Genomic DNA, 20,856 nt, shown 5'->3' with positions numbered 1-20,856 from the left:
GCTAAGGTTTTCGGTCATGTCAGAATATATGATCATGCGCAGATAAGTGGGCATGCAATGCTCTATGACAATGCGAAAATCTGGGGAAGAGCGGTTATTAATGGCTACGCCCAAGTGTATAAAAATGCTATTGTGAATGATGTATTGATAACGGGATTTACGCGGCTGGCTGAAGTTTATCACATCTATCAAACTTATTAAGCAAACACGACTGTTTTAGTATCGAAATCAACAGGATAAAGGGTTATACTAATATAGATTAAATAACCCTCATGCTGATTACTGGTTTTGTCAACCAAAAGATACTTCGACGCCACATATAACTATATATTCAGTTAACTTAAATGTAAGGAGAGTGTAAACAATGTGGGATACAGAGCAAACAGCTATGCCGAGAGAGTCCGCAAGAAAAATGCTACAAGAGATGACAGGGCATGAGCGATTTTCTAAAAATACTGAGTTCATCTTAAAACTAAGGAAGAAAATAAGCGTTCATAGTCTGTCCAAAAACCCCACGAGAAGTTTTATGTTAAGAGGGGGGGTTGACCTGGAAGGTATTAAAAAAATACATCTGGAATATCGATATGCAATTGTTCAGCCATTCACGGATGCGCTATGCGCAGCACAATTCAGGTCTTATCAGCTGGAAGATAAAGGTTTATGTCCTCCTGGGGGTAAGCTTGTACCACGTTTTCTGCTAAATCTGAATTGTCTGGATGAGTTTGGCTTTACACCAACATGCAATGATTTAAAATATTATACAGGCAATCCTAAGTATGCTCATTACCCTTTATTTGAAGAGGTAATGAAAAAAATAGGAGTTAACCCTTCTGAATACAATAAATTCATTCCCAGCCCGGAAGCTCAGAAAGCCAAAGAATTACTTTTATCATCATTTGAAAAATTTGAAGAAATCATAACACTGCTCGCCGTCGGTGAGATTCAGGTTATTCTTTTTTCAAATGCCCTCAAAGTAAATACGATTAAAAAAGGTGTAGATGTATCGCAAGGATATTATCAGGTGCATGGAACCGAAGCTCTGGGAGAGACAAATGCACATGATGACGATCATGAAGATGATTGTTGGGCAATTTTAGCATCAGCAATTACAGAGGATGATTATAAACGCATTGAAACGCTCGCCATGACTTATCTTGATGCATGGGATAACTTCTGGATAAAAATGAAAGACAAATACGCCACTCCCGTTCAAGGCTAAAAAACACATAGTGATTTACACTTAAATCTAACAATAAAAAAACCATGCTTAAACTTTACACTATCAATTATGCATTACACTGTAAAGATTACATGAGAAAAAATACCGTTTAGATAATTTCATTAGATATTATCAGGAGGCTTTTATTTAGCCTCCCTCACACAACTTTAATAAATATTATTTTCTCCCGCCTACTCAGTTTTGTGATGTAAATCAATTATGAGGTTACTAAAATACTCTTTTCTTTTAAGCTCACGAAAGAGATGTAAAATCCCCCAGAATAATGCTCCCCGAAGCTCATGACTTTCGTGAATATGATACTGATTCAATATGTTAAACCATTCATTCACATCGCTTCTGAAATCGGCATTATCTAAATATGTAGTTTCTGAACGAAGCCTCTCGACCAGTTCAAGTAACACAAGAACATCTTCATCAGATGCTTTCTGAACGTTATTAAGTCTTTTCACATGCTATTCATATTTATCAATAATTGAATTCATTCCTGGATTAATTTCCTTTTTTTTAAAGAATTGTATAACGAAGATGTTTTTCTGCATTGTTAAGTCAAAACCTGAATTTATGATACCTGACAATTATTGCAATCCGTACCGACTCTCAGGGGCTTTGTTGAATAAATCAGAGTTAGAGCCTGTCTCAATTTTATTTTGTTCCAGACGATAAGACCACAGGAAAATACAACATGGCCTCGTAATTTCTGTCTTCTTTTCCCATCGGGTCAGGACACGGCGAAAGCGATTATCCAGCTATGAGTTCTCTTGACGACCCTGCGATGGGCTTTAAAGTTCGTGTCTTTACTCGCGTCAGACTCCTCTTTACGAGACTGAATATGCGGCTCGTAGCAGTGGCTATGTAGATATGTTTTCAGCCAGCCGGCATCGTAACCTTTGTCCAGGCAGAGCCTGAGTTTTTGCCCCGGACGACCCGTCTGAAAGGCATCGGGCGTATCCGCAACCAGCTTGTGTCGTGCGTGTTTGCAGCTGCAACGACCAGCGACAGAGGAAGCCCGATGGCGTCCGTCAGCAGGCTGCGCTTTACGCCTTGTTTCCCTCTGTCCGTAGGGGGGCGGCCCGTTTTTTTGTTCCTGACAGCGGCGATTTAGTCATACAGCCGTCCATCGACAATCAAGACCAGTCAATGCCGCCCAGATGCAAACCGTTCTGCAGAAGCGCTCGAAGACTCCTGTATTGCGCCATTCCTGGAAGCGTCGGTGTGCACAACTTGATGAGCATATCCCGGTGGCCTTCAGGGCGTTCCACTGGCAACCGGTCCTTAGGACCAAGAATATGGCGTCCATGGCAGCACGGTTATCAACGCGTTTACGGTGAGTACCTGGCGGATGATTGGTTTTATGTTCAGGGATAAGCGGTGCCATTTTCTCCCAAAGCTCATCGCTGAGCTGCCATTTTCTGCCTGTCATATTTTCGCATTCATAAATTACAAGTTACGACATTCTGACAATCCCTTCTGGCCTTCTGGGATAGGCTCTTAGTCATTGACTTAAGACATCACTCACCCCTCTTACAAAATATTATAAAAACAATGGAGAAATAATTACCACCGGGTTTATTTTATTTCACGCAAAAGCGTCACTTCTTTGGTCATAATGTAGAAATATGCAAAGATTTGTTCGTCGTACGAAGAAGTTTCTTCAGCGCCTCCGGATCGCTGAGTGCCGAAGTGTCTCCGAGATTGCTGGTTTCTCCTGCCGCGATTTTGCGCAAAATTCGACGCAGGATTTTGCCGGAGCGGGTTTTCGGCAGCTAGTCGGTCCAGTGCAGCACGTCCGGCGTCGCCAGCGGGCCAATCTCTTTACGCACGCAGTTACGCACTTCGGTGTAAAGCTCTGGCGAAGATTCTTCACCGTGGTTCAGTGTGACATACGCGTAAATTGCCTGGCCTTTGATGTTGTGCAGGCTCCCCACAACCGCCGCTTCGGCAATCTTCGGATGCGACACCAGCGCCGATTCAATCTCAGCGGTGCCCAGTGCGTATTCCGCTCTATTCGATCACGGATTGGCATTGAAGTTGGATCAGCGATTCGCCTCCATTCGATCAACCGGGAACTTAACTTTTCCTACTGCTTTTTAACCTGTTTTTTCGTCGCTTTCCACTGCCGGTTTATTTTTCCTCATTGACTCACCCTGGAGTACCAGCCTGTGCGCGTTATGCACCAGCCTGTCCAGGATCGCATCTGCCGTTGTCGGGTTCTCCATCAGGCCGTGCCACTTGTCTACCGGGAACTGGCTTACCACGATTGTGCTGCTTTGTCTGTAGAGACCCTTTTACGATCGCCAACATGCTACTGTTATCCCAGATAAAACCCGCCAGTTCTCGCGCAACAGCAACAATCGTTATATTGACATGCTTCCCCTTTGCCTGAAGTTTTCGATACCTTCTGCAAAGCCTGACCTGAGCATCCCATGCCCTGTCAATGACGGGGCGGGGTAAATGTTCCTGACGATTTTGTATTGCCGGACTGATACGTGCCGGATGCCGGTAACTCCACGCAGCTTCAACCAGCAGTTTCCTTGCAAAGCTGTTCCCGGCTTTAGTAATGCTGCCCTGATGTCTGTTTCCACCTGACGAATATTCCGATGGAGTGATACCAAACCATGACATTAGGCTGTGTCCCTTAATCACCTGAGCTATAGTAACTACCTGTTTCCACTACATATTGAAATATGGCTCGCTACGATCTTCCCGATGAAGCATGGGCTATCATCCAGCCCTTATTACCTGCGAACCAGCAACACCACGGGCCGGACGTCCATGGGCAGAACATCGAATGATCATCAATGGCATGTTCTGGGTGCTGTGTTCAGGTGCGCCATGGCGCGATTTGCCTGAGCGATACGGTCCATGGAAGACCGTTTACAACCGCTTTAACCGGTGGTCAAAGTCAGGAGTGATTAACATTATTTTTAACAAGTTACTTTCATCTCTTGATGCCTGTGGTCTCGTGGACTGGTCAGCTACTGCGCTGGATGGCAGCAATATCCGGGCGCTCAGGTGCGCCGCAGGCGCGCAAAAAAACATCCCGATATCACCGGAGATAACAGCCTGGGTCGCTCTCGCGGTGGTTTTGGCACCAAAATCCATCTGGCTACAGACGGCAGCGGTCTTCCGTTAAATATCGTGCTAAGCCCCGGCCAGGCTCACGAAAGCCAGTTTGCACAACGTCTTCTGGATGGTATTGGCGTTCAACGCCAGAATGGCAGCATGAAGCGCCGTGGTCACGCAGTACTGGCAGATAAAGCCTACTCCGGGCATGCGCTACGTAACGAACTGAAAAGAAAGGGTATAAAAATAGTAATACCCAGAAAATCCAATGAAAAAATGGCAACAGATGGACGTTCACAACTCGATCGTGATGCCTACCGCAATCGCAACGTTGTTGAGCGGTGCTTTGGTCGCCTGAAAGAATACCGCCGCATTGCCACACGTTACGACAAAACGGCGAGGAGTTATCTGGCGATGGTGAAACTGGGTTGCATCCGATTGTTTTACAAAAAATTATGCAATTAAGGGACACAGCCTAGCTGTCGAGGATGTTCGAAACGGGTCAGGTCGCCCAGTTCAGAAATCAATCCAATTGCCGTAATAAACTGAATTCCCCGCATCGCCTGCAGAGCTTCCACCACAGGGTAAAGTCTCCATTCGGTAACCGCCTCCCTCAGGGCTGACTCCAGCCGTTCGCATTGTGCCAGCCGGTCTTCTATTGTGCGGCGGTGCTCGTCGAAAGCTAATTGCCGCCAGGGACTCTCGAATGAGTATTTGCTGAGCCAGCGTCGGTGCGCTGGCCCCCAGTCAGCCCGTCCGACATAATGGATCCCATGGACCAAAAGAAACGGCTTCAGTCGTTGTCGGGCATGCCGTAAATCATCGCGGGCAGATGCCCATGCCCGGGCCAAATCTCTGAATGCCTCATCTTCAATACCGGGTACGTAGACAGCAGAAAGATCTCCGGCACGCAGTGAGCGCACCAGTCTGATGGCATCACGCCGGTCAGTTTTGATCCGTTCGCCCGGTTTTTTTGGCATAAGCGAAGGGGCACAGACCATGCAATCAAAGCCGAACTTCACCAGTCGCCGATAAAGGCCGTAGCCGCAGGGGCCGGCCTCATAAACGATACTTACCTGAGATGACTTTGACTGCAGGCGCTTGCAAAGACGTTCAATCTCAGTGGGTGTCGAGCTAATTTTACCCATAAATTCAACTTGTTCTGAATTGATGGCATAGGCAACAGAAATGGATTCTTTGTGAACATCTAATCCGACGTACAACGTGCTATTGTTGTTCATGCAGGCCTCCGTGATGGAAATACCGGGGTGTAGCAACAGCTCAGCCATGCGGCACTGGCAACGATGTTAACCCGCGTTCAATATCCCACGTTGGCCAGCGCCTGTCTCACGGAAAGTCATTATGTCTTACTACTTAACTAAAAAAATTAAACTGTAATTGGTCTTCCCTGGGAAAAGAACTCCCCAGGGAAAACGTTTAGGATTATAAAATTGATTCCAGTCTTTGTTTTGCCTGGCTGGTTAATCGCTTAATTCCCAATGTTCTGGCCATATCTTGGATAATATTGTCTCCTCCAATATTCAAAGCCAAAGCGCGTAACTCCTCACTTGGGATCGCATCCACCTGACGAATATCAGAATCTGTAGCAGGCAGTCGGAATGAACACCAGTCGGCGCGATGCGCCTCTGATAGCCAGATAAAATCATCACCGGACAGATCTGTCGCAACATGATACTGCTGATCCACAATTTCCATGACGCGTTCACGAATCAATCTTCCTGCACGGCTAAAACCATGCACTCGTGCGATTCTCTGGACAAGAGTGGCTTCAAGTAACGGAGATTCGACATTAAGCACATCAGCAATAAGTGCTTTCAGTGTCTCATCATATCCCCCTACATAGAACTGCTCAGGATCTGTTTTTCCACGCCAGTCTTTGAGTTCATTGACAACATATTTACCAGCGCCCCCTGATAAATGTGCTGCGCCAGTGGTTAAGCAGGCATACTTCAGATCAGGCAAAATTTTATCATCCTCATCTTCGGTCATTGGGGACATCACTGCGGGTTCTATTTTCTCCGATAAAGTTGAGCGCTCTTCGTTTGCAGCAACAACCATCACATGTTGTTCACCAGCAGCGCTCTCATTACCGCCGGACGGCTCATTTAACTCCGGCACCTCTTCTGCAGGAACCACAACATCAGCCGCCCTGGAGTCTTCCAGAAGCTGGTTAATTGCGCTATCTAGCCTTTCCAGCGCGCCAGCTTTATCAACCCACCATTCTGTTGACCACAAACGAAGAAGTTTCCAGCCCAGCCCCTGTAAAATAGCACTGCGAACTTTATCACGATCCCTTGCAGTTGCTGCACTGTGGTAAGTAGCACCATCGCATTCGATCCCAACCAGATAATCACCGGTTTTATCCGGATGCACAATTCCCAGATCAATTCGGAAACGTGACACACCAATCTGGGAAACAACTTGCCAGCCTTTGTTTCTTAGCCCATTTGCAACGGCTTCTTCAAATGGCGAATCATATCCGCCCACCGAACCGCGAACAGCCTGTGCCAGCGCCATTGGGCCACGTTGAGCAAACTCGATAAAGTGTTTAAGGTCAGCAACCGCACGCGCGCTGGTACGATTAAGATCAATAAGAGAGGGCTCAAACGAACTAAACACCATCATTTCCTGACGTGCGCGAGTAACAGCAACATTAAGACGACGCCAGCCACCTTCACGGTTTAGCGGCCCGAAGTTCATTGACATCGTGTTAGCTCCCGGCTCGGTCGGACCATAGCCAATACCGAGCATTATCAGATCTCTTTCATCCCCCTGGACAGTTTCCAGATTTTTAACGACAACCGGTTCCTCCCACTCAGACTGGAAAAACAGTTCAATTTCAGGATGCCGCTGTCGGGCACGATCCAGCAAATCGTCGATTAGCTTTTGCTGCTCGGTGTTAAGGGTAATAATACCTATCGATTTTCCGGACGCGACAAACGCCTTATCTGTGAGGCGTTTTACTGTCTCAGCAACGATGGCTTCGGCCTCAGCCTGATTATGACGCCCTTTCCCTTTGGAATATACACCTTCAACTTTGCACCACTGGACGGCACTTTGCTTTGTTTCGGAGGCCGGGAAGGTGATCAAATTGCTGTCATAGTACCGGTTGTTCGAGAAAGTAATCAGGCTTTCATGACGGCTACGATAGTGCCAGCTAAGGCTATGGTTATACAGGCCCGCGGCCAGACACTCGTCAAGAATACTTTCCATATCCTCTTCTGTATCATCGGTGTCATTTGCCGCGCGGTTAAAGAAGCTTGTTGGAGGCATCTGACGGGGGTCACCCGCAACAACAACCTGTTTACCACGCGCCATCGCCCCGATAGCATCCCACGGTGAAATCTGGGAGGGCCTCATCAAATATAACGAGGTCAAACAAGGCCAGGTCTGATGGTAAAAACTGAGCAACGGAAAGCGGACTCATCAACATGCAGGGTGCCAGTTTAGACATCGCATCACCCATTTCGGCGGCCATCTGTCGAACAGGCTTATGACGTCGGGATTTCTGCAGTTCATGCTTAAGTAATGCAAAGCCGCCTTGCTTGGTGACCTCATTTTTTGCCGGGATCGCCCCGCAAAGCTTCGCACGAATATAGCGAACAGTCAGTTTAGCCAGACGATCAGTCTGTACCCTGTACGCTTCAATATCGCTCGAATGCTCAGCAGGAACAAAATTATGCAGCAGCGGTTCAGCATCAATCACCCATGAGGCAAACCAGCGGCAATATGCAGTCTCAAACAACTCGCTGGCACTGATATCGCCCGATTCAAGTTGCACAAACACATCCACCAGCGGTAGTAACCCCAGCGCAACGGCTTCCTCCCGAACACGATTCCAGTCATTCCATGCTTTCAGTGCAGACTGATGATGTACAATCCCCTGCGCACAATCACGCAATACGGATATCGTCAGGCCATCTTCTGATGTTTTTATTAACCTGCTAAATCGCACTTTTGCGTCGCTGAACACTGAGATCGAATCGCGCAAATTACGGACCAGTACTGCAATTGTCCCATGAGGGCCAAGCAGCTCATTAGAATCAATCATCAGCGTTTTGACTGCCATTCTGATATCAGCAAGCCGCTGAGGAGAAGAAGCAAATACCGGCAATGCCCCACGAATCGTTTCAGCTATTTCCAGCGTGTTTTGCAGAGCGGAATAATCAGTTTCAAGGCCATTCCACCCTGGTAATCCCGTGGTTAAAGGCACAAGTTCTGACAGCTGTTTACATAACGGCTGAAGTTTTTCGATAACTGAAAGGTCGACAGCAAAGTCAGGCGGCGCACTCAGTGTATGTTGTCGCACGAATTCCACCGTGACTTTTTTACGGGCATTCGTCGCAAAGAACCAGAATTTTTTATCCGCCTCTTCCAGCGCCACTCTTATCTGTTGAACGTTGACGTTATGCCAGTTGTTGTCAGGATAGTTGACCGACAGCTGTGACTTCGCGGTACTGATGTCATTGAGAAGAGCTATTGCTGTTTTCGCAGCATCAATTCTTGTACTGGCATCCGGCGTAAACATAAAATTGAAATCAATACCAGCTGATTTTGATAATAATTCGCAAAGCTCAACCAACTGAAGAAGTTTCTCCGGTTCACCTGAATCCAGAGTCATCCCGGTGGCAGTCAATAACGATTCGGCTGATTTTTCGAGATGCTCAATTTTTACCGGGATCCCCTGCGCCTCAGCCACCAGGGACGTTTGCCAGCCATTTGTCCAGTCTGTCTGATTAATCACACCAAAGTGGCAATCATGCTTTTTAAAAGCATCGCGATTGAGCTCGAGGCGTTTTGCGACCTCTCTGAATACTGTCATTTGCTCATCTGTGTGCAGTATACCCGCAGCCCAGGTGAAGTGTGGCGTTACAGTACTGGCATCTTTAATTACCCGCCCCATCGCCTGATGGAGTGTTAATCCATTTGGCCAGCGTTGGTGCAGCAACCGAACAATACCATTCAGCCTGTCCCGCAGGCGTTGTACCTTACCCGCTTCCTCTTCCCATTCCAGAGCCGTCAACAAATCCCGGGCATCCCACGCCCTTTCCAGTTGTTTGAGGAAATCCATTTTTGACGTTTTGCTGGAATGCAACTCCAGGCAAAACTCGCCCAGCCCATGAGCTTCCAGCCGTCGGTAAACCACATCCAGCGCTGCTTTTTTCTCGGCAACAAATAAGACACGCCTTCCCAGTGCCAGATTATGCGCAATCATATTGGCAATGGTCTGGGACTTCCCGGTTCCAGGCGGGCCGTCGAGGACAAAATCACGACCTTTTGCAGAGGCCACCACGGCGGCTATTTGTGAGGAATCGGCTGGTAATGGCAGGAAAAGTTCTTCAGTATTCAGCGTATCATCAAGCTTATCTGCATCTATAATTTCGCCACTTTTCTCAAGAACCACATCCTCTTTTCCGCGCTCGATGAGGTATTTTACAAGCGGGCTTTGCATCAGTTGTGGGGCTCTGTCGATCAGATCTTTCCACATCAGATACTTAGCAAAAGAGAAAGTGCCGATCACAACGTCCCGCATGACCTCAAAACCGGGAATATCCCGCACTGCATGGCGTATCATATTCCAGATACCATCCACATCGATCCCACTCTCATCCGTCGGTAATTCACCGTCCAGTCCGTTGATTGTCAGAGCAAAATCATTATGAAGAAGTTCGAGCAGAGTCAGATTGAAACGGGGCTCCTCCTCCAGAAGTCGCATTGTCACGCCTGACAGCGCACTTTTCCGATCCAACTGGATAGGCAGTAGGATCAGTGGTGCCGAATAGCTCCTTGGATCATCGGCTGACTTTTTCCATTTCAGGAAGCCGACAGCAAGGAAAAGGGTATTCGCCCCACCTTCTTCAAGATCGCTTTTTGACTTGCGATATAAATCTATAAGCAATGATTCCAGACGATCCTTTTCCAGTAGCGACACAACTTCGCCGCGCTCCAGCGCCTGGCTGGCATATTCTTCACGAAGGTTTTTATTGGTCTGCTGACGATAGAGTTCAGCATCTCGCCCCCCACTTTCAAGATCAGGCAACGGAACAATTCGGATCCGCTTACCCTCGGCCAGTTTATCTTCCAGGTTTCCAGGATTATCGCAAATCAAACGGATCCCTTTTGCACTCTCCGGCATATGTAATAAGCGGTTACGGGTCGTTAAATCCAGCAATTTCCGCTGCCATTGAACCAGCCGCCCCGATGCTTCTTTTTTACTTTCAACTTCAATATCAAGATCAAAAGAAGGAAGTAAAGGGGCATCTTCAAAACCATGTCGAATTTCAGGTTCCGATTCAGTCTGGTTTTCCTGCCGTAAACCGCCCAGAGCCAGCGGGCGTATTTTTTGCATACGAGCGCGGCGAGTATCGATCGCAGCATGAAACTCTTCTTCAGTCAGGTGTTTTAACGCTTCTTCACAAGCCTGCGTAAATGATGGTGGGTGCGCTTTTGTAACAAAAGTCGTTTCAAACACCACCATCTCTTTCAGATCAACACGCTTACGGACCGAAGAGACATCTTCAGTGACCAGTTGGGCAAACTCCTGCGGCTGGAGCCAGAGGCCCGCAAAAGCATGCCCTTCGCTCAAATAAACCAGAGGGTTGAGTCCCATTTGTTCGAGCGCAGAAGAAAACAATAAGGTTGTATCCAGACAAGTCGCGATCTTGCCTTCCATAATTGCGCCCGGCGTACGAATTTTCTGACCGTTGCACTCGAAGCTTGCAGGGGGCAATGCGTAACTGAGGCTCAGATTACAGACGGCCGTCCATAACGCTGAAGCCATTTCCCAGACGCGGGTTCTGGACTTACTTTCGTAGCCATCCAGCGCATCATTTTTCCCTGCACTACGCAACACTTCCGACGTAGCCTTGAGAATTCGATCAACTGAGGGATCATTTGGCATAATGAAAGATGGCAGGAGCTCCACCATCGAGTTTCCCCCCCACTCATTTTTTGCCAGCGCTTCCAGGGGATAATTTAAGGAGAAAAGTACGTCATCACTCTGTCGTAAACTGAGGGTGACTTCACATGCCACACTCTCTGTAAGCTCAGCCAGCCATCCCGCATTGAGCTTCACATCCCGCTCACGAATATCAACGGACAAGCCGGGAAGCAAACAGTCAATATTCCATTGCTTAGCTTCCAGCACTGCTGGAACTGTCTGCAGATGCAACGTCAGATTTTCAAAGGTTTGCTCTGACTCATTATGCAACGTCAGTTCACGTAACAGAGGGACCGCATTCTGGTGAGACGTAAATCCCAGTTTATGCGCGATGCTAACCTGCGCTTTAATACTCATGACTTCTCCTTAAGAGACATTCTTCTGATGACAAAATGTTTAGAGAAAAAGGTTGTCGACACAGAGGCACAAATCACCCGATGAAGTCGCCAAATTGCAATACCATAAAGTACAGCACGGTCGCGGAATATGAGACAGGAAGGCAACCGTCGAAATAAAAATTGCCTCACAAACCAATTTTTATCATTCTGGGTAATATGCCAAAGACTGTCGCTGAAAATTTAACGTAAATATAACCTTTCCAGGAAATCTTTCGCCGCAGACAAACTGCCTGTGCTTAAACACGACTTCATTTATAGCGTTGTTTCAATAATACAGGATTGAAACTGGTGTAACCGACAGCGCATCAGTGCACCTGCAAAATGGCATTCTGGTCGGGCACGATCTTCCCCTCGTCGGTATTCGCGATTTGGTACCGCTCTTCAGGATACATTTGCACCGCCGGTAACTCGTTGCTGTGGCTCCGTGTCAGTTGCCATGGTTTGCCACAGACAAGACTACATTTCGCCGCCCTTCAGACACAGCGAGGTGAGTCCGCGGAAAAAATCCCCCACGCTGATATCTGCCTGCACCGGCAAAGGCGCGACCCGTAACCGGCACAACACCCATGCGGGTGAGAGCGGCAGGCTATCCTGCAGAGTCAAAAGGTATTCATGTGGCAGGAGGGAAAAGAGCTCCCGAAGGGCATTTTCATCAGATGGAAATTTGACGCCAAAACGCCATTCCGCTTCGTGAAGCAGCTCCTCCATGTCATCACTGCAGAATCCCAGACCTGAAACAAGCCGGGTTTCTGTCGTAATAAAACCCGGGGCACTGTCGCCGCGACTGCGGATCAGATGGATAACCTCCGCGAGTGAAGGGGGCATAAATTTACCTGTACGGGTTGATGTGATGGCGCATAAGCCTGGAGCGTTTTCTGTACGACCTTAACGTGCCCTTTTACTAAGCAGCCAGAAATCGTGCCGCCAGTCCACGCGATCTGCAGAAAGGGCAGTATGTTCGCTGCCCTGTGTCATTTATCAGTGCAGGGCCTCGCCGGCCAGTCCACTTGCGCCCGCCCCCGTGACAGCACCTTTCACCACGCTTTTACCCGTTGCGGCCGCCACGACTGCACCGGTAGCTGCGCCTGCCGCACCGCCCTGTCGGGCTGCCTTGCCTGTGTCACCGCTTTTGGTCATTGCTCCGGTGCCTGCACCGACAACCGCGCCCCCGACGGCTGATTTCACATCCTTCCCGGCAGCAGCGCCGACGGTTGCGCCAACAACGGCACCGGTCGCTGTTTTATCCATTGCCACGGCGGATACGGCAGGTAGCAGCGCCCCCAGTAACACAAACGCGCACGCTATTTTTTTGTTCATTGCTTCATTTCCTTTAGTTCATTGAATCTGATGACACTGTGAATCACACGACAACCGTCTGGTTGCACGGGATGAGCATGGTTCAGTTTCCATGCAGCCTGTCGTCATTTCTGATGCTGACATCCATTTGCGGGCGCGGTGCAGGAATACCGTTGTCGTCGAGCTCGCGCTTGATGGCTTCCGTCAGGTCAAACCAGACATCCCAGTAAAGAGCGGTATCTGTCCAGCAACGCACCACGAAGTTCAGCGCCGGCGGCGCCATCTCGTTCAGTCGTACCGTGATGCCGTTTTCATGGATAATCCGGCTATCGGCCGTAACGACATCACTCACCACGCGCTTCACCTGCTCAATATCGGCAGACCAGGCCACGGACACGGTGATATCCACCCTGCGACGCGGCTCGCGCGAGAAGTTGATGATGTCCCCGGCGATGATTTTGCCGTTCGGTACGATAATGATTTTGTTGTCAGGCGTGCGCAGGGTGGTGGAAAAGATATTCACCCGGTCAACCGTGCCGGCCACGCCGCCCACATCCACAAACTCACCGGTGCGCAGGGGACGCAGCGTCACCAGCAGCACGCCGGCGGCGAAGTTTGACAGCGAACCCTGCAGGGCAAGCCCCACAGCCAGGCCAGCAGCCCCTATCACGGCAATGACCGACGCGGTCTGGACACCCAGGCGGCCGAGTACGGCAATGACCGTGAAGGCAACGATGGCATAGCGGACCATGGCCGCAAGGAAGCCCGATACCGTCACGTCAATCCCGCGACAGGAGAGCACCCGCTCCAGCGCCGTACCGACAAGGCGGGCAAATATCAGTCCGGTAATTAACAGGACGGCGGCCGAAATAATATTGACCGCGTATTCGGTTAATAATCCCTGATTTTTTGCAAACCACTCCCCGGCCTTATTGACTTCATCTGTAATGTTCAGTTCTTTCATTTAATACTCCATTTAAAATTTCACCCAAACGGGTGCTGATTGAAAATAAGCCCAGGCAATAACGCCACCGTCATTCTGTATATGCAGGTCATATATATCACCCGTAAATAGAGGTAAATACGACAAAGCCGGCAAGTAACAAGACACTCAGTATCCACGGAAGTAAATGTCCTGCATGCCTTCCGGAAAAGGGGGTTCTGACATTACAGTGCGTACACCGTGTGGCATCATGTGAAATAAGTGCCCCACAATGACGGCATGGCCTGATGATTGATGGATTCATAATGTTCTCCACATTTAAAAATAAATTTATCCGGAGCGGTTTTCTGTTGTTTACTTTTTTTGATATAACCTTTCACTTCCACACTTCGGATATTACGGGCTACACCGCGCATTGAAGAATGGAGTGAATATGCTCAGTGAAATATGGCAGTTGCTTCCCCGGGCATGTAAATTAATGATGCCTTTCAGCAGACCGTTTACGCAGGTGTGCTTTCTTTAAAATTCAGCGGCAGACGAGTGGTGTTTTTTATTTCCTCAAGCGCCATGGTGGTGGTGAAGCTGCAGAGGGTGCCGGCATGCGATTTAAGCCGGGTAAGAACAGCCGAAAAGTCCTCCATGTCAGCGGCAACCACCTGCAGAATATAGTCATATTCACCGGCAGTGCGGCAGAGGCGAATCACCTCAGGCATTGAGGCGAAGGCCGCGGTCATTGCCTCTTCCCTGCCTGGTGCGTGCTCAAACATCTTTATCATCATAAACCCCGTCATGGCGAGACCGAGCTTCATCCGGTTCAGCAGTACAGCCTGACCCAGGATATATCCCTTTTCGGTCAGGCTGATAAGTCGCTCCCGGCACGGGGTCTGGGTCAGCCCGATTTTTTCACCCAGCGCCCGCATGGAGATGCTGCAGTCATCCTGTATTAATCTCAGCAGCATCTTATCCTTTTCATCCAGCATGATGTTCTCCCTGAGTCCGGCAGTTTATGCCTGTTAAAAATGAGGTTCGGGCTGCTCTTTATTTTTCAGCAGGGCCTCGCGGTTGATAAGCGCCTGCAGATGCCGCTCCGCATCATGCAGGGAAGCGGTTTCCCCGTCGCTGCTTTCGGCCATCCTGCGGAGATGCTCCCCTGCCGGCACGGCAGACTCCAGAGCCCGCGTGATGGCATACACCTCGGTTTTAAGCTCGCTCACCGTCAGATACCGCCCCCGTTTTTCATCCAGCGCCCCGAGCCTGGCGGCGAGCGCCTGCAGGCGGGTCATTCCCTGATGCCAGCCATGAAGTTCACTCAGCGGCAGCGCATCAGCCTCCAGCGTTTTCTGCCGGTTCGCCTGCAGGCTGAGGACGTCAGGATTATCCGGCCACAGGGTGCGGGCCTGACGAATGAGTTCCTGACCGTACTGCCGGGCCCAGTCCGGGGGAAGGGACTGCAGCCAGGCCAGCTGCTGACGGGTCGCGTCAACAAGCCTTTCGCCCTCAGTCTCCGTGAGAGAGGATTCGTACCAGAGCCTGTTCAGCTGCTTCTGAGAGAGGGGCTGAGGCAGCGGCGTCAGGGTGGCCTCAAGCTTAAGCTCTTCGGACATCGGCCTGTTCAGCACATATATTCCCCATGAAAGCAGCCCGCCCAGAATCAGGGCGCTGACGGCCCCCAGGGCAAAACCCTGAAGACGCATTCTGCGGTGCCAGGGGCCGAAAATACCGGCGCTCAGCACGGAATCCCGCTCCGGCTCCGCAGACCAGACAAACCGCACCGGCCCGTCATCAGACTCCGCGGACACCACCGCCTGCAGCGGCAGCACCAGACCGGGTTCATCACCGCCACCATCAGGCATATTTTCCAGACGCGCGATGGCTGAGCGGACCTGCTGCTGCAGACCATCCAGACGACATGCCTGTCTCAGCTCATGGCGCGCAAGGCAGTCGCCGAGTTCAGTGAGGCATTTTTCACTCTGGTACAGGGCATGCAGGTCATCACTGTCCTTAAGCGTCAGCGTTCGCAGAACGTTCTGCAGCCGCTGGCTGAGGCCGGCAAGGATTTCAGCCCGGGCGTATCCACCGGCAGGCCACATCACCGACCACTGATACCGCACCAGCGTGCCGGTGATAAACAGACCGTCATTCATACCGGGCAGCCCGGCAATGTGAATGCGGGCCAGGGTGTACCAGCATGCGCTCTGAAGCTCCACGCCGTTGTGTTCGAACAGGCGCAGGCACAGGGTCTGCACCCTGCGCCAGTCAACATCCGGACGCGCCGGATGCGTCAGTTTGCCCAGCTCATCGCGCAGGGCGGCATAATCCGGCAGCGCCCTGGGGTCGCCGCCGGTTTTGATTTTACGGGGAGTCATGTCATTCATGGCTGAATATCCCTGTGAAAATAGGGGATGTATTTCCTGTTTACGCGGCTTCGCTTTCAGCATATTCGCAGCTCTGCAGGTACTGCAGCGCCGCCGGATCGGCAATATACTCAACGGTCCCGTGATGGCGCTCCACCTCTTCGATAATCCTCCCGAGCTCAACGCGGAAAAATTCCTTGCGCAGGTTGACCCTGTTAATCCGGTAGTTGTCCAGGTGGTCATGAAGCGTTTTTTCAAGCGCCGGGGCGTCATCACAGGTAATCATGGCATGAACATCGAAATCAAACGGCACGGAGGCTCCGCTGAGCTCTTTCACGCGCTCCATAGGCTCAAGGCGTCGGGTCATGCCAATTTTGAAGACGTTTTCACCAAAGGAGCCAATATTCGAAATCACATAGACATGGCCCTGCTTCGTGAGCTGCGCCATCGATTTGGCGCGCTCATATTGCTGATGAACCGCCTCAATTTTTTGTTCCAGCTCCAGGCGCTGTCTCTCCAGCGCTTCCCTGTGGGCGCCTTCTGCCGCCAGAAGGGCCTTTTCCAGTAACCGCTGCTGCTCAGCAAGGCGCTGCTCTTCCTCTTCGGCCTCGCGCTGCTGCCTGTCCAGCTCATCCTGACGTTCTTTTTCTTCCCGCATCTGCCGTTTGAGTTCAGCCTGGTATTCCTTTTCTTCCTGCGCTTTTTCCAGCAGGGCGACCCTGTCAAGAAACTGCTGGTTTACGCTCTCCCAGTCGGCATTATCCTCAAGCTCAAGAAAACGTATTTTGTCGCGGATGGCGGCGTAGGCTTCTTTCTCCTTCCGGAGCTGGTCATATTTGCTCTGCCAGTTATTAATGGTGGTTCCGGCCAGTAATGTTCTGACTTTAAACGTCCAGGCAGAGTCAACAATACGCTGCAGCGCGCGACGGCTTTTATGTTTGTTATTGCTGAATGTTTCCCGTTCAGTTGCCAGCTGCTTCTGCTCAAGTATTACGCCGCGGGAAATACCGGCCCTGATTGTTTCTGCTATGGCTTTTTCCTGTAAAGCCAGAGCGGCCAGCGCATCGTCGAGGGCTTTTGCTTTCTTTCGGTATCCACGAGAGATAAATATCCGGAGTATCAGCGTAAAAGCCGCAAGCAATCCAAAGAACAGTCCGATAATACCGGGGGGATTTGAGACAAAATCGATAAATCGCTCATTGAGATTAATAAGTGCCCGCACAGCAATATATATACCCCAGGCAATAACGCCAATAATAACAAGAATAATACCCGCCGTATTATCATCTTTTTTTCTTCGTGCCATGTTTTATTTTATTCCTTTCCTGTGTATTCATGATGTTTACATTCGACAGTACTTCTCCGGTCCGGCTCAGTACTGATTCCCGGAGCAAATGGGTAAATGCGTAAACCCGGGTTTGCTGGCCATATAGAGAGGCGCACAGGTGGGCTGTCGCGGCTTGCTGTCAACCGTCGCGTCGTTTTCTGTAACACGTTGCTGCTGATGCTTTTTCGCCATTGTCACCTTTTTCGTCTGCGTTTTGCGGGGGGAGGTGGAACGTTTAACCGGGCTGCTGGCTTCCGAGGAACCGTATCCCGAACAGAATCGCGTCGACCGGCTCAGAGTCCCGTCATTACAGGCAAAACGACCATCCGACGTACAGTGTGCGATCCCGCCTTTTGAGCCGGAGCAGGGCTGCCTTCCACGTGCGGCCTCTGCCTGCTGAACACCAGCCAGAGTGAACATCAGAAGGAGGACTATTTTTTTCATTTCAGTATTCCTCGTTTATTTTTGCTCTTTGGGTAAATTTCCCGGGCGATTTAATGGCCGTTTCGTCAGCCAGTAAATATTACGCCAGGAAACAAGCATGACGGCCTCAGCACCGTTCTTGCAGAGGCGCGAAAATAGTGACGTTATTAAATGTACGGGAAAGATTCAGCCGATAATGTGTCTGAGCGCAGCCGCCCCGAGGGCTTTGATGGCATCAAAGGTGAGTTCGATGCCTTTGCTTTTTGCCGTACTCTTGATCGAGTCCCAGACAGGTGAAGATCGCATGGTGTCGAGCAGGTCATGACTTTTCATCGTCAGCCGTGGGGTCGTTATCCCGTGAGAGATATGCCCGTCCGCTCCCCGTAAAACCGTAATACCATCGATATAACCATTCTCAGTCAGTAATTCCAGGTGCCCGAAAAAGCGGGATTTATATTCTTCGTACTCACTGTATTGCCGGAAATACGCGTCTTCAGCCTGCTCCGTCCACTCAGGCTTATCAGGAAAACCGTCAAACAGATCATTTTCCTCCTCAACGTCAATCAGTAACTTGCGCAGCAAATCCCAGTCTCGTTTCATTATTAACCTCCAGGGGGGATATTCACAGATAAGATCCGGCCTCCAGATACTGCTGACTCTTCAGGTGTCGCAGCAGCACGCGACCTTCGGGCATAAATTCAGTGCCGTAGCGCACCAGACCGACACCTTTAAGTTCAGCATCAATCGCGTAGCGCAGTTCACCGGGGACGTTCTGCTCCAGCAGGACCACGGCGATTTTTTTCAGACGCGGCTCATATCTGAGCAGCACGGCAGACAATGTGCCCATCAGCTCATGGGCGGTACCCGGCATTCCCTGCAGGATTTTCGTCATATCAGGCAGGCCATAGTCCGGCAGATGCGCCAGCGTGCCCGCCCGGCAGTTGAGGATGCGCTGCATGTTATCGAGCACCGAGAGAATGACCTGATTTTTTTCATCAACCAGGCTAAGGCTCAGGCCGCCGGTAAAATGACCGGTGAGTATTTCATACAGTGAAGGTGTATTATGTTCCCCGGGCATCATTCATCCTTAAAGGGTTGCAGCGTCAGGTGGTTACTGCCCGCTTCCAGAACGCGCGGCTTATCCGGGTCAAGGTCGTCCCGTCTGATAACCAGCTTCCAGGTGTTGTTCACCATATCCGGATCGCGGAACAGTCCTGCCACGGCAACACATTGCGTCTCTTCTTCCATAGGCATATCGAGGTTAGCATCCCCACCCGGTTTCAATACCACGTCACGACTGGCAAGCAGGTCGGTTTTCAGCAGGGTGTCACCTTCTTTAATCAGTTGCTGATAGACGATTTTATCGAAGGTCTTGCGGTCTTTGAGCTGCCAGACGCGGACCACAACCGGTTCGGATAGCGAGTTGCTCTCACGTGCATCCGTATTCAGCGCTTCACGGGCAGTGAAGTCCAGGCGCAGCACCTTTATCTTCTTGTGGAAAATGGCGGTCCAGGTCGATTTTGTACCATCTGAAATATCCTGGGTTACGCCACAACCGGTCAGACCTAATGCCAGCAGGCAGCATGCAGATTTAATCAAACTTGTACGTAACACGTCGGTTTCCTTGTTGTTGCGTGGCGGGCTCCGGCCCCGTGTAATAACCTAACTCTGTGGTAAAGGTCTGCGGAATGTCTTCCGCCAGCTCTCCTTCTTCCGCGCCCAGCACGCCATTCATACCTAACCAAAACGGACCTTCACCGAGCGGAGGAACGGCCAGCAGGCGGGTACTGGTGGTCAGCGTGATTTTTGCCTTAAAGCGCCAGCCCAGATAAACCCGCAGCATCACCAGAAAATCCTGATACAGCAGCCCGTCCGGCTTCCAGCCCTGCGATTCCATCTCGTCGTCAGTGGCCAGAGCAATGAGCAGCTGACTGCTGGCATCCATCACTTCATCGCCGAGCGGCGTGTTGCCGTCCAGCAGAAAATCCTCATCGCCGTAAAAACCCAGCGGCCGGCTGATTTCTACCGGGCGCAGGCAGTACGGGCTGACCTGAACCCGGGTATACGGTGCCAGAAGGCTGACCAGTGCCTGCATGCCCTGCCGGGTTTTTCCGGGCTGCTGAAGCACGCCGAGCAGCGCCAGAAATCGCGAGACGGGCGTGGCGATATTTCTGGCCGTTCCGGGAATGCCAAGCCCCACCAGACCCAGCAGCGACTGCGAAATGCTGTCGGTTCCGCCGGGCTCAAAGGTGGCCGGGTAAGAGTATTTACGCCAGGTCCTGCCGGGCTCAAAGGTGGCGCGGGGAAGATTTCGTAAGAGTATTTACGCCAGATGCGATAAAACTGAGTCAGAATACGGTGGCTGAAGATATCGAGAAAACTCTGCAGCGCTTCATGCCCTTCCGTACGCAGCGTGATATCGTCGAGATACGCTGTCGGCAGCGGCGAATCCACGCCGTACATGCCCAGAAATGTGGTACGAATAACCGGCGGTTACGTTCGTCATCCTCATCGTATTCGACAGCCTTCAGCTCGCTGGTCGGGAAGCCCATTCCCGGATGCGGGGCAAAGCGCACCGGGTCATCAGCCGGATGGCTGGTTGAGCCCATCAGTGTTTTATCCGGATTCAGCTTCTCCAGCAGCTGACATAACCGGTAAAAGTTTATCCGGTGAAGGTCAGCTTCCAGTCTCGGGGTCAGCCGGGAATGCGGCGATTGTGCTTCTCTTCCCTTCCAGACGCTCTCCGGTCGGTTGCAGAATGATAATCAGACGGTTAAACAGGTAGATATCGGTGTAAAGCGCAAAGAAGCGGCTCAGCATCTCGCCGAACAGGCAGATATCGCCATGCCCG

Annotated in this window: 15 protein-coding genes and 8 pseudogenes; 3 read left to right on the top strand and 20 right to left on the bottom strand. The window is 50.6% G+C overall.

The genetic code is table 11. The features are described from left to right. A partial coding sequence (locus EXW94_RS28035; protein WP_217436305.1) for a hypothetical protein occupies positions 1–201 on the top strand: 201 nt, incomplete at its 5' end. Between the two features lie 163 nt (positions 202–364). Then, positions 365–1,219: a hypothetical protein gene (locus EXW94_RS00560; protein ID WP_202665830.1), complete on the top strand. Its 855-nt coding sequence runs from the start codon at positions 365–367 to the stop codon at positions 1,217–1,219. Between the two features lie 191 nt (positions 1,220–1,410). On the opposite strand, the gene EXW94_RS00555 is transcribed toward EXW94_RS00560, so the two are convergent. The 5 genes and pseudogenes from EXW94_RS00555 to EXW94_RS00535 all read right to left on the bottom strand — a co-directional run. Then, positions 1,411–1,689, bottom strand: a complete 279-nt coding sequence (locus tag EXW94_RS00555; protein ID WP_174339268.1) for a hypothetical protein — start codon at positions 1,687–1,689, stop codon at positions 1,411–1,413. A 188-nt stretch (positions 1,690–1,877) separates the two neighbouring features. After that, positions 1,878–2,660 (bottom strand): annotated as a pseudogene (locus EXW94_RS00550) (IS5 family transposase); the annotation flags it as partial. A 181-nt stretch (positions 2,661–2,841) separates the two neighbouring features. Next, positions 2,842–3,246 (bottom strand): annotated as a pseudogene (locus EXW94_RS00545) (acetyl-coenzyme A synthetase); the annotation flags it as partial. Between the two features lie 61 nt (positions 3,247–3,307). After that, a pseudogene (locus tag EXW94_RS00540) lies at positions 3,308–3,516 on the bottom strand (ATP-binding protein); the annotation flags it as partial. A 34-nt stretch (positions 3,517–3,550) separates the two neighbouring features. Continuing rightward, a pseudogene (locus EXW94_RS00535) lies at positions 3,551–3,865 on the bottom strand (transposase); the annotation flags it as partial. Positions 3,866–3,924: 59 nt separating this feature from the next. Here EXW94_RS00535 and EXW94_RS00530 point away from each other — a divergent pair. Continuing rightward, positions 3,925–4,768, top strand: a pseudogene (locus EXW94_RS00530) (IS5 family transposase). Between the two features lie 11 nt (positions 4,769–4,779). Here EXW94_RS00530 and EXW94_RS00525 read toward each other — a convergent pair. The 15 genes and pseudogenes from EXW94_RS00525 to EXW94_RS00460 form a co-directional block, all read right to left on the bottom strand. Continuing rightward, positions 4,780–5,544, bottom strand: a pseudogene (locus EXW94_RS00525) (IS110 family transposase); the annotation flags it as partial. 202 nt (positions 5,545–5,746) lie between these two features. Then, positions 5,747–7,642 carry a DUF3320 domain-containing protein gene (locus EXW94_RS28135; protein WP_254797795.1) on the bottom strand — a complete coding sequence of 632 codons (1,896 nt, stop codon included), beginning with the start codon at positions 7,640–7,642 and terminating at the stop codon, positions 5,747–5,749. Further along, the gene (locus EXW94_RS00520) at positions 7,629–11,621 is read right to left on the bottom strand and encodes a DUF4011 domain-containing protein (protein WP_254797794.1); all 3,993 of its coding nucleotides are present in this window, start codon (positions 11,619–11,621) and stop codon (positions 7,629–7,631) included. The genes EXW94_RS28135 and EXW94_RS00520 overlap by 14 nt, the downstream gene beginning before the upstream one ends. A gap of 497 nt (positions 11,622–12,118) precedes the next feature. Beyond that, positions 12,119–12,487: a hypothetical protein gene (locus tag EXW94_RS00515; RefSeq protein WP_174339267.1), complete on the bottom strand. Its 369-nt coding sequence runs from the start codon at positions 12,485–12,487 to the stop codon at positions 12,119–12,121. Positions 12,488–12,640: 153 nt separating this feature from the next. Beyond that, positions 12,641–12,979 carry a glycine zipper family protein gene (locus tag EXW94_RS00510; RefSeq protein ID WP_174339266.1) on the bottom strand — a complete coding sequence of 113 codons (339 nt, stop codon included), beginning with the start codon at positions 12,977–12,979 and terminating at the stop codon, positions 12,641–12,643. 82 nt (positions 12,980–13,061) lie between these two features. After that, on the bottom strand, positions 13,062–13,922 hold the full coding sequence (mscS, locus tag EXW94_RS00505; protein ID WP_174339265.1) for a small-conductance mechanosensitive channel MscS: 861 nt from the start codon (positions 13,920–13,922) through the stop codon (positions 13,062–13,064). Between the two features lie 479 nt (positions 13,923–14,401). After that, the gene (locus EXW94_RS00500) at positions 14,402–14,881 is read right to left on the bottom strand and encodes an Lrp/AsnC family transcriptional regulator (RefSeq protein WP_174339264.1); all 480 of its coding nucleotides are present in this window, start codon (positions 14,879–14,881) and stop codon (positions 14,402–14,404) included. A gap of 33 nt (positions 14,882–14,914) precedes the next feature. Further along, positions 14,915–16,276, bottom strand: coding sequence for a VasL domain-containing protein (locus EXW94_RS00495; protein ID WP_174339263.1), 1,362 nt, complete (start codon positions 16,274–16,276; stop codon positions 14,915–14,917). Between the two features lie 40 nt (positions 16,277–16,316). Next, positions 16,317–17,561: a GIY-YIG nuclease family protein gene (locus EXW94_RS00490; RefSeq protein WP_174339262.1), complete on the bottom strand. Its 1,245-nt coding sequence runs from the start codon at positions 17,559–17,561 to the stop codon at positions 16,317–16,319. A 66-nt stretch (positions 17,562–17,627) separates the two neighbouring features. Further along, positions 17,628–18,026: a hypothetical protein gene (locus EXW94_RS00485; protein ID WP_174339261.1), complete on the bottom strand. Its 399-nt coding sequence runs from the start codon at positions 18,024–18,026 to the stop codon at positions 17,628–17,630. 165 nt (positions 18,027–18,191) lie between these two features. Beyond that, the gene (locus tag EXW94_RS00480; RefSeq protein WP_174339260.1) at positions 18,192–18,605 is read right to left on the bottom strand and encodes a DUF2513 domain-containing protein; all 414 of its coding nucleotides are present in this window, start codon (positions 18,603–18,605) and stop codon (positions 18,192–18,194) included. A 22-nt stretch (positions 18,606–18,627) separates the two neighbouring features. After that, positions 18,628–19,083: a type VI secretion system baseplate subunit TssE gene (gene tssE / locus EXW94_RS00475; protein WP_174339259.1), complete on the bottom strand. Its 456-nt coding sequence runs from the start codon at positions 19,081–19,083 to the stop codon at positions 18,628–18,630. Next, positions 19,083–19,619, bottom strand: coding sequence for a type VI secretion system lipoprotein TssJ (tssJ, locus tag EXW94_RS00470; protein ID WP_174339258.1), 537 nt, complete (start codon positions 19,617–19,619; stop codon positions 19,083–19,085). The genes tssE and tssJ overlap by 1 nt, the downstream gene beginning before the upstream one ends. Beyond that, positions 19,597–20,704, bottom strand: a pseudogene (locus EXW94_RS00465) (type VI secretion system baseplate subunit TssG). The gene tssJ and the pseudogene EXW94_RS00465 overlap by 23 nt, the downstream one beginning before the upstream one ends. Next, positions 20,701–20,856 (bottom strand): annotated as a pseudogene (locus EXW94_RS00460) (type VI secretion system baseplate subunit TssF); the annotation flags it as partial. The pseudogenes EXW94_RS00460 and EXW94_RS00465, both read right to left, overlap by 4 nt.

The sequence above is a fragment of the Enterobacter sp. JMULE2 genome (assembly GCF_013337145.1).
GTDB classification, from domain to species: Bacteria; Pseudomonadota; Gammaproteobacteria; order Enterobacterales; family Enterobacteriaceae; genus Enterobacter; species Enterobacter mori.
The sequence above is the reverse complement of the archived record's forward strand: the minus strand, read 5'-3'. Positions and strand labels throughout refer to the sequence as shown.

Coding starts and splice junctions, on each gene's coding strand:
- EXW94_RS00485 (WP_174339261.1), bottom strand. CDS start 18,026: ATGAAAAAAATAGTCCTCCTTCTGATGTTCACTCTGGCTGGTGTTCAG.
- EXW94_RS00520 (WP_254797794.1), bottom strand. CDS start 11,621: ATGAGTATTAAAGCGCAGGTTAGCATCGCGCATAAACTGGGATTTACG.
- EXW94_RS00510 (WP_174339266.1), bottom strand. CDS start 12,979: ATGAACAAAAAAATAGCGTGCGCGTTTGTGTTACTGGGGGCGCTGCTA.
- EXW94_RS00480 (WP_174339260.1), bottom strand. CDS start 18,605: ATGAAACGAGACTGGGATTTGCTGCGCAAGTTACTGATTGACGTTGAG.
- EXW94_RS00490 (WP_174339262.1), bottom strand. CDS start 17,561: ATGGCACGAAGAAAAAAAGATGATAATACGGCGGGTATTATTCTTGTT.
- EXW94_RS00495 (WP_174339263.1), bottom strand. CDS start 16,276: ATGAATGACATGACTCCCCGTAAAATCAAAACCGGCGGCGACCCCAGG.
- mscS (WP_174339265.1), bottom strand. CDS start 13,922: ATGAAAGAACTGAACATTACAGATGAAGTCAATAAGGCCGGGGAGTGG.
- EXW94_RS00560 (WP_202665830.1), top strand. CDS start 365: ATGTGGGATACAGAGCAAACAGCTATGCCGAGAGAGTCCGCAAGAAAA.
- tssE (WP_174339259.1), bottom strand. CDS start 19,083: ATGCCCGGGGAACATAATACACCTTCACTGTATGAAATACTCACCGGT.
- EXW94_RS00500 (WP_174339264.1), bottom strand. CDS start 14,881: ATGCTGGATGAAAAGGATAAGATGCTGCTGAGATTAATACAGGATGAC.
- EXW94_RS00515 (WP_174339267.1), bottom strand. CDS start 12,487: ATGCCCCCTTCACTCGCGGAGGTTATCCATCTGATCCGCAGTCGCGGC.
- EXW94_RS28135 (WP_254797795.1), bottom strand. CDS start 7,642: ATGGCGCGTGGTAAACAGGTTGTTGTTGCGGGTGACCCCCGTCAGATG.